The 14,089-nt window shown below is 63.5% G+C and carries 12 protein-coding genes and 1 pseudogene; 8 read left to right on the forward strand and 5 right to left on the reverse strand.

Annotated elements, in window-relative coordinates; translation table 11 throughout:
• Positions 1–84: 84 nt before the first annotated feature.
• A complete protein-coding gene (locus NKH60_RS06885) occupies positions 85–963 on the reverse strand; it encodes a branched-chain amino acid aminotransferase (RefSeq protein WP_352470990.1) in 879 nt (292 codons plus the stop codon).
• Positions 964–1,114: 151 nt separating this feature from the next.
• Between NKH60_RS06885 and NKH60_RS06890 the strand changes: the two genes are divergently transcribed.
• Together NKH60_RS06890 and NKH60_RS06895 are read left to right on the forward strand one after the other, a co-directional pair.
• On the forward strand, positions 1,115–1,777 hold the full coding sequence (locus NKH60_RS06890; RefSeq protein WP_352507472.1) for a haloacid dehalogenase type II: 663 nt from the start codon (positions 1,115–1,117) through the stop codon (positions 1,775–1,777).
• Between the two features lie 175 nt (positions 1,778–1,952).
• Complete coding sequence (locus NKH60_RS06895) at positions 1,953–2,777, forward strand: L,D-transpeptidase (RefSeq protein ID WP_352743189.1); 825 nt, start codon at positions 1,953–1,955, stop codon at positions 2,775–2,777.
• Between the two features lie 145 nt (positions 2,778–2,922).
• On the opposite strand, the pseudogene NKH60_RS06900 reads toward NKH60_RS06895, so the two are convergent.
• A pseudogene (locus tag NKH60_RS06900) lies at positions 2,923–3,315 on the reverse strand (IS110 family transposase); the annotation flags it as partial.
• A 155-nt stretch (positions 3,316–3,470) separates the two neighbouring features.
• Here NKH60_RS06900 and NKH60_RS06905 point away from each other — a divergent pair.
• Positions 3,471–4,853 (forward strand): IS1182 family transposase, encoded by a 1,383-nt coding sequence (locus NKH60_RS06905; RefSeq protein WP_352871575.1) that lies wholly within the window; start codon positions 3,471–3,473, stop codon positions 4,851–4,853.
• Positions 4,854–5,029: 176 nt separating this feature from the next.
• Here the strand turns inward: NKH60_RS06905 and NKH60_RS06910 are convergent, their stop codons facing one another.
• Positions 5,030–6,562 (reverse strand): helicase HerA-like C-terminal domain-containing protein, encoded by a 1,533-nt coding sequence (locus tag NKH60_RS06910; protein WP_352832884.1) that lies wholly within the window; start codon positions 6,560–6,562, stop codon positions 5,030–5,032.
• 275 nt (positions 6,563–6,837) lie between these two features.
• On the opposite strand from NKH60_RS06910, the gene NKH60_RS06915 reads away from it, so the two are divergent.
• The 4 genes from NKH60_RS06915 (at position 6,838) to NKH60_RS06930 (ending at position 11,089) form a co-directional block, all read left to right on the forward strand.
• Positions 6,838–8,280 (forward strand): methylmalonyl-CoA mutase subunit beta, encoded by a 1,443-nt coding sequence (locus NKH60_RS06915; RefSeq protein WP_352832887.1) that lies wholly within the window; start codon positions 6,838–6,840, stop codon positions 8,278–8,280.
• Complete coding sequence (scpA, locus tag NKH60_RS06920; protein ID WP_352832890.1) at positions 8,277–10,400, forward strand: methylmalonyl-CoA mutase; 2,124 nt, start codon at positions 8,277–8,279, stop codon at positions 10,398–10,400. The genes NKH60_RS06915 and scpA overlap by 4 nt, the downstream gene beginning before the upstream one ends.
• 75 nt (positions 10,401–10,475) lie before the next feature.
• Complete coding sequence (locus NKH60_RS06925) at positions 10,476–10,706, forward strand: AbrB/MazE/SpoVT family DNA-binding domain-containing protein (protein ID WP_352501761.1); 231 nt, start codon at positions 10,476–10,478, stop codon at positions 10,704–10,706.
• Positions 10,703–11,089 carry a type II toxin-antitoxin system death-on-curing family toxin gene (locus NKH60_RS06930; protein ID WP_352501760.1) on the forward strand — a complete coding sequence of 129 codons (387 nt, stop codon included), beginning with the start codon at positions 10,703–10,705 and terminating at the stop codon, positions 11,087–11,089. Before NKH60_RS06925 ends, NKH60_RS06930 begins: the two co-directional genes overlap by 4 nt.
• Here the strand turns inward: NKH60_RS06930 and NKH60_RS06935 are convergent.
• The gene (locus NKH60_RS06935) at positions 11,086–11,559 is read right to left on the reverse strand and encodes a GreA/GreB family elongation factor (RefSeq protein WP_352501759.1); all 474 of its coding nucleotides are present in this window, start codon (positions 11,557–11,559) and stop codon (positions 11,086–11,088) included. The genes NKH60_RS06930 and NKH60_RS06935 overlap by 4 nt on opposite strands.
• Before the next feature lie 131 nt (positions 11,560–11,690).
• Between NKH60_RS06935 and NKH60_RS06940 the strand changes: the two genes are divergently transcribed.
• Positions 11,691–13,067, forward strand: coding sequence for a TIGR03808 family TAT-translocated repetitive protein (locus tag NKH60_RS06940; RefSeq protein WP_352832892.1), 1,377 nt, complete (start codon positions 11,691–11,693; stop codon positions 13,065–13,067).
• Here NKH60_RS06940 and NKH60_RS06945 read toward each other — a convergent pair.
• On the reverse strand, positions 13,060–14,064 hold the full coding sequence (locus NKH60_RS06945; RefSeq protein ID WP_352871579.1) for an asparaginase: 1,005 nt from the start codon (positions 14,062–14,064) through the stop codon (positions 13,060–13,062). The genes NKH60_RS06940 and NKH60_RS06945 overlap by 8 nt on opposite strands.
• Positions 14,065–14,089 lie beyond the last annotated feature (25 nt).

The following is a 14,089-nucleotide window of genomic DNA, read 5'->3' on the forward strand; positions in this document are numbered from 1 at the left end:
ATCCGGTGTCGATACCGGACTAACATAGGACTGGATTGGTCTGGAACAACTCCGGAAACGAAGCGCCGGCCGCTTTTTAGCGGGTCAGCCGGGCGAAGTCGAATGCGCCCATTCCCAATAGAGTTCGCGCGCCTTCTTGGCCACCGGTCCCGGCTGTAGATTGCGATCCTCGATACGGGTGACCGGCACGACTTTCGAGTGGTTTCCGGTCGAGAAGATTTCGTCCGCCTCGAGGAAATCGCGGATCGACAGCGTCTTTTCCGTCGTCGTGAACCCGTATTCGCCAAGCAGGGCCATGGTGCGCGCGCGGGTGATGCCGGAAAGGAAGGTGCCGTTCGGCGCCGGCGTCAGGACATGGCCGTCCTTGACCAGAAAAATATTCGACGTGCCGGTCTCGGCGACATTGCCCAGCATGTCGAGCACGAGCGCATTGTCGAAGCCGCGCATCTTGGCTTCGAGGATGGCCCGGCCGTTGTTGGGATAAAGGCAGCCGGCCTTGGCATTGGTCGGCATGGTTTCGATGGTCGGGCGCCGGAACGGCGACACCGTCACCGAAAAACCCGCCGGCGAGATCATCGGCGATTCATAGAGGCAAAGGCAAAAACGCGTCGAGGCCGGGTCGGCCGGCACGCCCATATAGCCGCCATGCTCGGCCCAATACATCGGCCTGATGTAGACCGCCGTCTTGCCGTCGAACTTCTTCAGCCCGTCCCAGGTCAGCCCGACGATCCTGTCGGTGCTCATCGTCGGCTTCAGGCCGAGCGCGATCGCCGAGGCATTTACCCGCGCTGCATGGCGATCGAGATCGGGAGCGACGCCCTCGAACCAGCGGGCGCCGTCGAACACGCTGGTGCCGAGCCACATGGCGTGGCTGCGCGGCCCTAGAATGGCAACATTGCCCTCGTACCAGTCGCCGTCGACGAAGGTCCATGTCGCGGATTGCGCCGCAGTCGCCAGTGTCATTGCCAGGTTCCGTTCGATGCTTGTTGCGGCGCATTGGAAGATGCTTTGGCGGCCGCCGTCAACCGGCTTGGCTGAGATTTGTTGAGGCCAGCGGGCTGGCGGACTGCAATCAGCGCTTGCGCCTTGCCTTACGCGGCCTCAAAACTGTCGAATGCAGTTCGCGGCTTACGTTTTCGACGCCTATGGCACGCTGTTCGACGTGCATGCGGCCGTGCGCCGTCACGCCGACCAGATCGGGCCGGACGGCCAGTTGCTGTCCGATATCTGGCGCGCCAAGCAGCTGGAATATTCCTGGGTCAGGACGCTGATGGGGGCCTACGCCGATTTCTGGCAGCTCACCGAGCAGGCGCTCGACTTCGCCCTGCGCAAGGTTCCATCCGCGGATGCCGGGCTGAGGGCGAAGCTGCTCGAGGCTTATTGGCGGCTGGACTGCTATCCGGAGGTGCCGGCCGTGCTCAAGGCGCTCAAGGCATCGGGAGCAAGGCTGGCGATCCTGTCCAACGGTTCGCCTGAGATGCTGGAAGCGGCCGTCAAATCCGCCGCGCTCGACCAGGTCCTGGACGACGTCTTTTCCGTCGACAGCGTCAGGCGCTTCAAGACCGATCCGTCGGTCTACGACATGGTCACCACGGGCTGGCGCCTCTATCCGGGCGCTGTCTCTTTCCAGTCATCCAACCGCTGGGACGTCGCCGGCGCCACCAAATTCGGCTTCAGGACGGTGTGGATCAACCGCGCCAATCAGCCAGAGGAATACCGGGATTTTCCACCGGCCCTGATCCTGCCGTCCCTTGAAGGTCTGGTCGCCGGGGTTTGACGGCCGGACATGTTGCCTCGGCGCAACAGTGACGATCCAGTCACAGCTTTGCCTTTGTTTGTCCACCCTGCGGCCAGAATTGGAACCGCCTATCGCGCCGGGCATTGCTCGGGCAACCGCGCGCAACCGGGCGTATTCATGCTTTGTTGCGATTTGAGACTTAAAAAAGGCAATCATGTTCACACCACCATCGTCCTCTCTGCGCCTGAGCCGTCGCGGTTTTCTCAACGCAGCAGCGCTTGGCGCCGCCTCGGTCGCGGTCTCCAGTTGCACCACGCTGTCGCAACAACCGGTCGAGCCACCGCCGCCGACCTATGTCGAGCCGGCGCTCGGCGACTATGTGACGATGTATGGGCCGATGTCGGATGGCGGCTTCGAGCTGCCGGCCATACCGGTCGACAAGATCGACCCGCAGTTCCTGCGGCAGATCGTGGACGATCCGACCGGGCAGCAGCCGGGCACCATCGTCGTCGACACCACCAATCACTTCCTCTATCTGGTGCGCCCGGGGGGCCAGGCGATCCGCTACGGCGTCGGCCTCGGCCGCGCCGGCTTCGAATGGTCGGGCGATGCCGTGGTCCAATGGAAGCAGAAATGGCCGAAATGGACGCCGCCGGACGAAATGATCACCCGCCAGCCCGAACTAAGACCGTACAGCGCCGACAATGGCGGCATGCCCGGCGGGCTCAAGAACCCGCTTGGCGCGCGGGCGCTTTATCTCTTCCAGGGCAACCAGGACACGCTCTACCGCTTGCACGGTTCGCCGGAATGGCGGTCGATCGGCAAGTCGGTGTCGTCGGGCTGTGTGCGCCTGATGAACCAGGACATTATCGATCTCTACGACCGAGTGCCGAACAAGACCCCGGTCGTGGTGACGGCCGACATCGGTCAGCCGATGGTGGCGACAGCAAACCGCAAAGCCATTCCGATCGACGCCGGCGTGCCGGAAGGATCGATCCTGCTCGGCCCGATAAAATCGATCACAAACTCGATCTTCTGAGCTGATCGAAAGCACAGGGGCGGGATTGCTCACGGCTCCTGCTGGTTTTGCCGAGCGTCGGCTTGCCCGTGCCCGCCTTTGGATTTGATGCTTACGTTGAGGCGGACTTTGCCGCACGTGTGTGCAGACGCCACCAGTGACAGCTCTTGCGCGCCGTCAGCAGCGCGCGGCGCTTTTGGCTCGTCAGCGTCTTGACATGCACCGGGCGGAACAGGTTGACGCGCATCATCTGTGCGATGCCGCGCGCATCATTGCGATCCGTCTTGTTCGGCCGCGCCTTGAGGAATGCCTTGGTGTGTCGGGTCTCGATGCAGATTGCCGGCAAACCGGCCTTGGCCAGGCCTTCGAACAGCCATTGCGACAACGGTCCGGCCTCGAGCCCGATCCGCTCGATGCGCAAGGCGGGACCTTTCAGAACCGCGGTGAGGTCGTCGGGGTGGCTGACCACCTTGACCTCGCGGCAGATCTTGCCAGTTTCATCGACAATGCAAACGGCGGTCTCTTTTACCGAGATATCCAATCCGGCATAATGCTTCATGCTGCGTTTCCTTTCCTGATGCTTGTGGCTGTAGCTGCAGACCACGTTCTATCATCAGCTCGGAGCGCAGCACCTCCGTCCATCACCGTCGAAGATGGGGCTCAAGCCGAATATCCCATCTGATTCAGTCTCCTTGGGAAAAGGAGATTGAGTCGATGATGGGCGAGCGGACCGTGATGCAGGAAGCGCTGTTCTACGAGTTCAGCATCGAACGTCACGTGCCATCAGACCATCTGCTTCGCTCGATTGACCGGTTCGTCGACCTGTCTGAACTGCGCTCGCATCTGCGGCCGTTCTATAGCGAGATCGGCCGGCCCTCGATCGATCCGGAACTGATGATCCGGATGCTGATCGTCGGCTACTGCTTCGGCATCCGCTCCGAGCGCCGGCTCTGCGAGGAAGTACATCTGAATCTCGCCTATCGCTGGTTTTGCCGGCTTGGCCTGGAGGGTGATGTCCCGGACCATTCCACTTTCTCCAAGAACCGGCACGGCCGCTTTCGCGACAGCGATCTGCTGCGCGAGTTGTTCGAGACTACGGTTCGCCGCTGCATCGAAGAAGGTCTCGTCGGCAACGAGGGCTTCGCCGTCGATGCCAGCCTCATCAGAGCGGACGCGAACAAGCAGCGCTCAGCCGATGGATCGGAGCAGGTCGACTGGGAGACGATGGCGGCAACACGCCGCTCGGTACAGGAGTATCTCGACACGTTGGACGATGCCGGGTGGGGTGCAGCCAGCGAGGTGAAGCCGAAGTTCGTGTCGAGGTCCGACCCAGCGGCGCAGTGGACCGGAGCGATGAAGGGGCATGCCTTCTTTGCCTATGCCACCAACTATCTGATCGACCTGAACCACGCCGTCATCGTGGACGTCGAGGCGAGCCGCGCAATCCGGCAGGCGGAGGTCGGTGCGGCACGTACCATGATCGAGCGCGTCCAGGATCGCTTCAATCTCTATCCGGAGCGGCTGGCCGCCGACAGCGCGTACGGTTCGGCCGAGATGCTGGGTTGGCTCGTGCACGAGCGCGGGATCGAGCCGCACATCCCGGTCTTCGACAAGTCGGAGCGTCGCGATGGGACCTTCGAGCGGGCAGAATTCAGCTATGATCGCAGGCGCGACCTCTACACTTGTCCAGGCGGCAAGGAACTCAGGCAGTATCGTCGGCGCTTCGCCTCACCCCGCGAGGGTGTCGACGACGAGGGCTTCATGCGCTACCGCGCCAGCAAGCTCGACTGCGACGCCTGCGCTCTCAAACCTCGATGCTGTCCGAACGCTCCAGCCCGCAAGATCCTGCGCTCCATCCACGAGGGTGCGCGCGACATGGCCCGTGATATCGCCGCCACCGACACCTATGTGACCTCGCGCCGCGAGCGAAAGAAGGTCGAGATGCTGTTTGCGCATCTCAAACGCATCCTGAAACTCGATCGCCTGCGACTACGGGGACCGAATGGCGCCCGAGACGAGTTCCACCTGGCAGCAGCCGCCCAGAACCTCCGGAAACTGGCCAAGCTGATCCCGGTGCGGATGCCGAAACCGGCGTGAGAGCCCTGGCCTTCGAACATCCTCAAATGGCGACAAACGAACACGCTGTCATCAGTCGACTTCTTCAACACAATCGGCGCCTAGCCGCCGTCCGCTGTCCTCCAGATCTGGCTACTGGCGCTTGATGCCAGGACAGAATTACCAACACTGACGCCCGCCTTCGGGTCCGATGCCCCTCACCTGCCCCTAGACAAGCTCCCCAAAATCCCGCGGACGATCGCCCGTCCGACCGACGACCCGACCGAGCGCACGACTGATTTGATCGCCGCCTCCGCCACCGTCTGGCGGTTGGAGGGGCGCGGCGCGCGGCGGCCGCCGGTCGGCTGGGGATCGTCATTGCCGAAGCCGGGAATGGTCCAGCGCGAACGGCCTGGGTCCTGTTGCTGCGCCTGTGCCTCCTGGGCGTCCCTGGCCTTCTTCTGCAGCATCTCGAAAGCCGATTCGCGGTCGATGGTCTGGTCGTATTGTCCGGCAACCGGGCTCTCAGTGATCAGCTTGCGGCGCTCGTCGGGCGCGATCGGGCCAAGCCGCGACGATGGCGGGCGGATCAGCGTTCGCTGCACCATGGACGGCACGCCCTTGGCTTCCAGCGTCGAGACAAGCGCCTCGCCGGTGCCGAGCTGCGTGATAACGGTTGCGCAGTCGAAATCGGGATTGGGCCTGAACGTCTCGGCCGCCGTCTTGACGGCCTTCTGTTCGCGCGGCGTATAGGCACGAAGTGCGTGCTGCACCCGGTTGCCGAGCTGAGCCAGCACTGTTTCAGGGATATCCAGCGGATTTTGCGTGACGAAATAAACGCCGACGCCCTTCGAACGGATCAGTCGGACCACCTGTTCGACGCGGTCGATCAGCACCTTCGGGGCGTCGTCGAACAGAAGGTGTGCCTCGTCGAAGAAAAAGACCAGCTTCGGCTTGTCCGGGTCGCCGACTTCCGGCAGTTCCTCGAACAGTTCCGACATCAGCCACAGAAGGAACGTCGCATAGAGCCTGGGATTCATCATCAGCTTGTCGGCGGCGAGCACGCTGATGGCGCCGCGTCCATCGCGCGTGGTGCGCATGATGTCGGATATCCGCAATGCCGGCTCGCCGAAGAAATTGGCAGCGCCCTGCTGCTCCAGGACCAGCAGCGTGCGCTGGATCGCGCCGACCGAAGGCTTCGTCACATTGCCGTAGCGGGCGCCGATCTCTTCGGCGCGGTCGGCGATATTGGCCAGCAGTGACTGCAGGTCCTTCAAATCGAGCAGCAGAAGGCCTTCCTCGTCGGCGATGCGGAAGGCGATGTTCATGATGCCTTCCTGCGCCTCGGAAAGGTTCATCAACCGCGACAGAAGCAGTGGGCCCATCTCCGAGATGGTGGCGCGGATCGGGTGGCCCTGCTCGCCGAACAGATCCCAGAAGATGACCGGGAATTCCTGGAATTCATAGGGATCGAGCTTGACCTGCTCGGCCCGCTTGACCAGGAAATCCTGCGCTGTGCCCATCATGGCGATACCCGACAGGTCGCCCTTGATGTCGGCGCAGAATACCGGCACGCCGGCATTTGAGAAACCCTCGGCCAATATCTGCAGGGTCACCGTCTTGCCGGTGCCGGTCGCGCCGGTGACCAGGCCGTGACGATTGCCATATTGCAGCAAAAGCTGTTCGGGCCGCTGATAGCTGTCGTCCGGCTTGCGGCTGGCCCCTATGAAGATACTGGTATCGTCGGCCATGTGTCCGGTCTCCGCAAACCTATAGGGTTGAATGCCCTGATCCCTTGAAGAAAAGGGAGCCCCGCCGCAGGTATAGTGAGGCCATTGCGCAGCGACAATGGGCGTTGTCGAAAATGGCCTTTGGAGCTTGCGGAACCTGCCCATGTTTGGCAATCGGTTGACGGTCACCATCACGGAAGGCGCGTTGCACGGCATGTGTGCTGCATTGTGATATCGGGCCGGGGACCGTAGACTGACATAGTCGGCCGCTGCGGCCGCTAGAACGAGGAGAACCGATGGGCGCCGGTGCCTTGACCCAGGATGCCGAACTTCCGAACGCCGACCGGCAACGATGGCTGGCGCTGGCGGAGAAGGCGCTGGCCGGCGGGTCCTTCGAGGAAAAGCTCGTCTCGCATACAGACGACGCCATCCGCATCGAGCCGCTCTACGAGCGTTCGGTCACGGCGGAGCCTGTCGTGCGCGCCAACCCGGGATCACCGTGGATCGTCAGCCAGCGCATCGACGATCCGGACATAGGCCGCGCCAGTGCGCAGGCGCTGGAAGACGTCGCGCAGGGTGCCACCGGACTGTCGCTTGTCTTCGAGGGTGCGCCGAACGCCTTCGGCTATGGCTTGCCGAGGACGGCGGAGGCGCTGGAGGGCGTGCTCGACGGCGTGCCGCTCAACCGCATCCAGATCCGCATCGACGCCCATCCCTGGAGCCGTGCCGTGGCCGACTGGCTGGTGGCGTTTTTGACCAAGCGCCGCTCCGACCCGGCAAAGCTCAACCTCTCCTTCGGCATCGATCCGGCCGCGATCTTTGCCGGGACCGGCAGGCTGCGCATGTCGATCGAGGCTTTGCAGGCTTCGATGCCGCAGTCGCTGGCGCATTTCTTTTCGATGGGTGTGCCCGGCGTGCTGCTGGAGGCCGACGGGCGGGTATTCCACAATGCCGGCGCCAGCGAGGCGCAGGAGCTTGGCACCATGCTCGCCTCGGCCGTCTCCTATTTGAGGCTGTTCGAGAAGGCGCGCCAGCCGCTCGTCTACGCGGCGCCGCATATCGGTTTTGCGCTCAGCGTCGACCAGGACCAGTTCGTTTCGACGGCCAAGGTCAGGGCGTTGCGCAGGCTGTGGGCGCGTGTCCAGGAGGCCTGCTCGATACCGCCCTCCAGCGCCAGCGTCCATGCCGAAACCTCCTTCCGGATGATGACGGCGGCCGACCCGGAAACCAACATCCTGCGCACCACCATCGCCGCTTTTGCGGCTGCCGCCGGCGGCGCGGATTCGATCGCCATCCTGCCGCACACGATCGCGCACGGCCTGCCCGCGGGTTTTGCCCGCCGCGTTGCCCGCAACGCGCAACTGATCATGGCCAATGAAAGCAATATCGACCACGTCGCCGATCCGGTTTGCGGTTCGGGGGCCGTCGAAGCGCTGACTGCGGAGCTCTGCGCCGCGGCCTGGCAGGAGTTCCAGCAGATCGAGGCGGAAGGCGGCGTGCTGACCAGCCTTGAGCAAGGCCACATCCAGAGGCGCGTCCAGGCAGCTTCCGCCCGTCGCAACGCAGCCTACCAGGCGGGCGAACGGGCGATCGTCGGCACGACGCTGCACCCGTCGAAGACCGAGCGTCCGGTCGAGACGCTGGCGGCGGAGCGGCGGCCTGCCTTCACCGAAGGCGTTGCGGTGTGCGAGCCGCTATTTCCGATCCGCATCGATCAGTCGATCGGAGCCGTGCCATGATCCCGGATTTCAGCCAGATCGCCTGGTCGCCGCCGCGGCGGGCGCCGGTCGAGATCAAAGGCCAGCGGATGACGCCGGAAGGAATCGCCGTCAAGCATCTCTACAACCAGGGCGATCTCAAGGGCTTGCCGCACCTCGATACCTATCCAGGCCTGCCGCCTTTCGTGCGCGGCCCCTATCCGACGATGTATGTCCAGCAACCCTGGACGATCCGGCAATATGCCGGCTTCTCGACGGCCGAAGAGTCCAACGCCTTTTACCGGCGCAACCTTGCCGCCGGCCAGAAAGGCCTGTCGGTCGCCTTCGATCTCGCCACGCACCGCGGCTACGACAGCGACCATCCGCGCGTCGCCGGCGATGTCGGCATGGCCGGCGTCGCCATCGATTCCATTCTCGACATGCGCCAGCTGTTCGACGGCATCCCGCTTAACGAGATGACGGTATCGATGACGATGAACGGCGCAGTGCTGCCGATCATGGCGCTCTATATCGTCGCGGCGGAGGAACAGGGCGTTGCGCAGAAGGACCTCACCGGGACCATTCAGAACGACATCCTGAAAGAGTTCATGGTGCGCAACACCTACATCTATCCGCCAAAACCTTCGATGCGGATCGTGTCGGACATTTTTTCCTACACGTCGAAGCACATGCCGAAGTTCAATTCGATCTCGATCTCCGGCTACCACATGCAGGAGGCGGGAGCGACGGCGGACCTCGAGCTCGCCTACACGATTGCCGACGGTATCGAATATGCCCGCGCCGGCGTCGCGGCTGGCCTCGACATCGACCGTTTCGCGCCGCGCCTTTCGTTCTTCTGGGCGATCGGCATGAATTTCTTCATGGAAGTCGCGAAGCTGAGAGCAGCGCGCCTTTTGTGGGCCAGCCTGATGCTGAGGAACTTTTCGCCGAAGGACGAGCGCTCGCTGTCGCTGCGCACCCATTGCCAGACTTCGGGCTGGTCGCTGACGGCGCAGGATCCCTACAACAACATCATCCGCACCACGATCGAGGCGATGGCGGCGACTCAAGGGCATACGCAGTCGCTGCACACCAATTCCTTCGACGAGGCAATGGCGCTGCCGACCGACCATTCGGCCCGCATCGCCCGCAACACACAGCTCATCCTGCAGAAGGAGTCCGGCACGACGCGCATCATCGACCCGTGGGGCGGCTCCGCCTATGTCGAACGGCTGACGCATGATCTGGCGGCGCGTGCGCTTGCGCATATCGAGGAGGTCGAGAGCCTCGGCGGCATGGCCGCGGCGATCGAAAAGGGCCTACCGAAGCTGCGCATCGAAGAGGCTGCCGCGCGCACCCAGGCGCGCATCGATTCAGGCGAACAGATCGTGGTCGGTGTCAATGCTCACCGTCCCGGCACGGACATCGAAGTCGACGTGCTGAAGATCGACAATGCCGAAGTCAGGGCGCGGCAATTGTCGAAGCTGCAGCGGCTAAAAGGCACGCGTGACGTCGCCGCTGTCGAGAGCGCGCTCGATGCGCTTACCCGTGCTGCCGGGAGTAACGCAAACCTGCTGGAATTCGCCATCCGGGCCGCACGGGCCAACGCCACGGTCGGCGAGATTTCGCTGGCGCTGGAAAAAGTTTTCGGCCGCCATGTCGCCTCGGTGCAGACGATCTCCGGCGTCTATCGCAACGCGCTCGGCGACAATCCGGTGGTCGACCGGCTGCAGGACAAGATCGTCGCGTTCGAGGAAAAGTCCGGCGGCAAGCCGCGCATTCTGGTCGCCAAGATGGGGCAAGACGGCCATGATCGCGGCCAGAAAGTGATCGCCACCGCCTTTGCCGACCTAGGCTTCGACGTCACCGTCGGGCCGATGTTCCAGACTCCGGACGAGATCGCCAGGCTGGCCGTCGAGCATGACGTGCACATCGTCGGCGCCTCGTCGCTGGCTGCGGGCCATTTGACGCTTATTCCCGAACTCAAGCATGCGCTGAAGAAGCTCGGCCGCGACGACATGCTGATCGTCGCCGGCGGCGTCATTCCACCGCAGGATTACGACGCAGTCCGGCAGGCAGGCGCCACTGAAATCTTCCCGCCCGGCACGGTTATCCCCGAAGCGGCGGAGCGGCTGATGGACCGGCTGCTTAAGGTCGGCTGATGCGCTGTTGTTATAATGTCTGTTGCCACAGAAACACGGTTGGTTATAATCAGCGTTGCAACAGGATGTCTCACCATGAACACGACCATTCGCAAGATCGGTAATTCCGAAGGCGTGATCCTGCCGAAGGAAATTCTCGACCGCATGAACCTGAAGGCCGGCGACAGCATCGTCATCGTCCAGGAGGGCGATGAGCTTCGCCTGCGCCGCACCGAGGACACTGCCGAAGAATTCGAGCGCAAGATGAAGATCGCGCGCGAGCGGATGAAGAAGTACGAGGTTGCCTACCGCGCGCTCGCAAAATGACCGAGCATCATTCGAGGGAGTTCGTGGAGGCGCTTCACGCCGAGCAGTTGCGCCTCCACGGCGGCGCAGCGGGAATCCGCGATCAAGGAATGCTGGAGTCGGCGCTTTACAGGCCGCAGCAAAGAGAAATCTATGGCGAGCCCGATCTCTGTGAACTCGCAGCCGCCTATCTTTTCGGCATTGCCAAGAACCATCCATTCGTCGACGGCAACAAGCGCACGGCTTTTGCGGCGGCCGATCTGTTCCTTTATTTCAACGGGCTGAGCATCGAAGCCGAGCAGGCGGACATTATTCAACTGGTCATGATGGTCGCCGCCGGCGAAATCGACGAGGCCGGCGCCTCAGCGTTCTTCCGCGATCATGTCGTCAAGCTCGAAGACTAACTGTCGGAGAGCTTGACGATCTCCCATTCCTTGCCATTGACCACGGCAACTTCGCCGACCTTCTTGCCGAACAAGGCCATCGCCATCGGCGACATATGAGAAATTGTCCCCTTAGCGGGATTGGCTTCGTCCTCGCCGACGATCTTCCAGTGAACCTTCTTGCCGTCGTGGCTTTCCAGCGTGACGCCCATGCCGAAGCGAACCATGTCGCTGCCCGGTTCCGGCACCGAAAGCTCGGCGCTTTCGCGCCGCGCCGTCCAGTAGCGGAGATCACGCGACACCAGCGCGATACGCTCGCGGTCGGCCCTCTTTTCGGCTCTGCCCAGTTCGTCGCGCAGAGCGGCCACCTCCGCATCGATCAGCGTCAGGCCGCGTTCCGTCACCAGATTGCGGTGATGACTGATCGGCCGCTCGCCGATGCCGGCGATGGCGTTTTCGCTGTCTTCCTCGCGGGTGAAAGCCCTGCTCATTTATCGAACTTATGCCTGACGCGACGACTCCACAAGCCGTAGCCGGCGAACCGACGTCGGAGCCGATCCGGGCCGATCCTGTCTGGCACGAATCCTGCGGCGCGACCGTTGAACGCAAGGAATCTGTGCCGATGTTGAACAGACGAACGCTGCTTGCGCAGACCGCCGGCTTTGCCGTCATGGGGCTTTCGCTCGGCAAGGCAGCGGCGAAAAACCTGCCAAGCATCGAGAAAGCCGCGATGCGTGGCGCGATCAACGCGACCGAGCTCGGCGTCCGGCCCGGTGCGCTTGACGATCAGAGCAAGGCTTTCACCAAGCTGCTGCGCGACGCGCACGACCGCGACATGCCGGTGTTCCTGCCGCCGGGGATCTATATCGTTTCCAACCTGTCGCTGCCCGGCCGCGTGCGCCTGTCCGGCGTGCCGGGCGCATCGCGGATCGTCTATGGCGGCAATGGCCATCTCATCATGGCCGAACGGGCCGAGCACATCGAACTCAGTGGGCTGGTGTTCGATGGCCGCAAACGCTGGATGGGCGACTACACGCAAGGCCTGCTCGATCTGCGCCGCATCGCCCATCTGGTCGTCGACAATTGCCAGCTTACCGGCAGCGGCAAGAACGGTCTGGCGCTCGAGCACGCCTCGGGCCGCATCGAGCGCTTGGAGATTTCCGGTGCGGCCGATGCCGGCATCTATTCGGTCGAGGCCGATGGCCTGGAAATATCAGGCAATAGCGTCTCCGACTGCGCCAATGGCGGCATTCTCGTGCACCGCTGGCAGGCGGCTGAAGACGGCACCATCGTCAGCGGCAACCGGATCGAGCGCATCCAGGCGCGCAGCGGCGGAACCGGCCAGAACGGCAACGGCATCAATGCGTTCCGCGCCGGCAACGTCATCATCTCCGGCAATATTGTCTCGGACTGCGCGTTCTCGGCGATCCGCGCCAACACTTCCAGCAATTTGCAGATCACCGGCAACACCTGCTCGCGTTCGGGCGAGACGGCCGTGTATTCCGAATTCTCGTTCGAAGGCGCCGTCATCGGCAACAACATCGTCGATGGCGCCGCGAACGGTATTTCGATCGTCAATTTCAATGAGGGCGGCCGCATGGGCGTGTGCTCCGGCAACATCGTCCGCAATCTGTCGACCAGCGGCCCCTACCCTGCCGACGCGCCCGGCTTCGGCGTCGGCATCAGCGTCGAGGCCGACACCACCGTTTCCGGCAACGTCATCGAGAATGCGCCGCTCTACGGCATGCAGATCGGCTGGGGACCGTTCATGCGCAATGTGGTCGCCACGGGAAACATCGTCCGCAAGGCCGGAACCGGCATCGCCGTCAGCGTGGTTGAAGGTGCCGGAACGGCAATCATCTCCGACAATGTCATCGACGGAGTCCAGAACGGCGCGATCGTCGGCCAACGCTGGGCCGAGCGAGTGACCGGTGACCTCGCCGCATCAGGCAATGCCGGCTACGCGCATTTGACCGTCGAGCGCAACCACGTCAGTTGAAGGTGGCCGTCGGCCGGAGCGCGCCAACCTTGGCGCCGATCCGGCTCTCGATAGGCGGATTTGCCTGTTCGGTCAGTTTCGCTGCGAGCGCCTGGTCGGCTTGCAAAAGCTTAGCCAGCACGGCCGCGACCATCACTTCAGCGGCGCGGCCGGCGCCATCGTCGCACTTCAGCGCGATGCCAAGGCCAAGCTCCGGAAGGGCTGCACAAAAAACACCTTCGGCGCCTCCCTTGACGAAAATCCGGCCCGGTGCGGCGTCCATCATCGCGACATCGGACCTGCCCGTGCCGGCGACGAAAAACGGCTCGGCCATGCAGGCGGAAAGCAGCCGCTTCGCCGCCCGGGCGCGCACCGGCTCGAACCCGGCACCTGTCGCCATGCGGGCAAAGCCAAGGGCAAAGCTGCGCAGCGGCACGGCATAGGTCGGAATCGAGCAGCCGTCGGTGCCGCGGTGATCGGCGTCATGGGCAGCACCGGTCACCGCCTGCATCGCTTCGCGCACCATCTCCTGCGAGGCATGGCCAGCCTTGACGTAACCACGATGGGCGATGCCGCTGTGAACGCAGGTGCAGAGAAAGCCCGAGTGCTTGCCGGAACAATTGTTGTGCAGCGCGTTCGGCACTCTGCCGGCGCGGGCAAGTGCCAGGGTCGCTCCATGGCTCGAAGGCCAATGCGCGCCGCATTCGAGTGCCGTCTCGTCCAAGCCGGCCTTCGCCAGCATGGCGCGCGCCAGCTCGACATGTGGCGGCTCGCCGGAATGCGAGGCGCAGGCCAGCGCCAGCTCCCGATCACCGAAGCCGTAGGCATCGGCAGCGCCGCTCTCGACCAGCGGCAGCGCCTGGATCGCCTTGACCGCCGAACGCGGGAACACCGGTTGTGCCGTGTCGCCGATCTCCCAGACAGGCTTGCCGTCGGCGTCGAAGACGGCAACAGCGCCGCGATGAGCACTCTCGACGATTGCGCCGCGCAAGACTTCGACCAGAACCGGATTCGCCATGTCACCTCCCGCGAATGCGGGCGGG

Source organism: Mesorhizobium sp. M1006 (assembly GCF_040318825.1).
Lineage (GTDB): Bacteria > Pseudomonadota > Alphaproteobacteria > Rhizobiales > Rhizobiaceae > Mesorhizobium.

Bases quoted from the DNA above. Each gene is read 5' to 3' on its own strand.
- NKH60_RS06885 (WP_352470990.1), bottom strand. From the start codon at position 963: ATGACACTGGCGACTGCGGCGCAATCCGCGACATGGACCTTCGTCGAC.
- NKH60_RS06890 (WP_352507472.1), top strand. From the start codon at position 1,115: ATGCAGTTCGCGGCTTACGTTTTCGACGCCTATGGCACGCTGTTCGAC.
- NKH60_RS06895 (WP_352743189.1), top strand. From the start codon at position 1,953: ATGTTCACACCACCATCGTCCTCTCTGCGCCTGAGCCGTCGCGGTTTT.
- NKH60_RS06905 (WP_352871575.1), top strand. From the start codon at position 3,471: ATGATGGGCGAGCGGACCGTGATGCAGGAAGCGCTGTTCTACGAGTTC.
- NKH60_RS06910 (WP_352832884.1), bottom strand. From the start codon at position 6,562: ATGGCCGACGATACCAGTATCTTCATAGGGGCCAGCCGCAAGCCGGAC.
- NKH60_RS06915 (WP_352832887.1), top strand. From the start codon at position 6,838: ATGGGCGCCGGTGCCTTGACCCAGGATGCCGAACTTCCGAACGCCGAC.
- scpA (WP_352832890.1), top strand. From the start codon at position 8,277: ATGATCCCGGATTTCAGCCAGATCGCCTGGTCGCCGCCGCGGCGGGCG.
- NKH60_RS06925 (WP_352501761.1), top strand. From the start codon at position 10,476: ATGAACACGACCATTCGCAAGATCGGTAATTCCGAAGGCGTGATCCTG.
- NKH60_RS06930 (WP_352501760.1), top strand. From the start codon at position 10,703: ATGACCGAGCATCATTCGAGGGAGTTCGTGGAGGCGCTTCACGCCGAG.
- NKH60_RS06935 (WP_352501759.1), bottom strand. From the start codon at position 11,559: ATGAGCAGGGCTTTCACCCGCGAGGAAGACAGCGAAAACGCCATCGCC.
- NKH60_RS06940 (WP_352832892.1), top strand. From the start codon at position 11,691: ATGTTGAACAGACGAACGCTGCTTGCGCAGACCGCCGGCTTTGCCGTC.
- NKH60_RS06945 (WP_352871579.1), bottom strand. From the start codon at position 14,064: ATGGCGAATCCGGTTCTGGTCGAAGTCTTGCGCGGCGCAATCGTCGAG.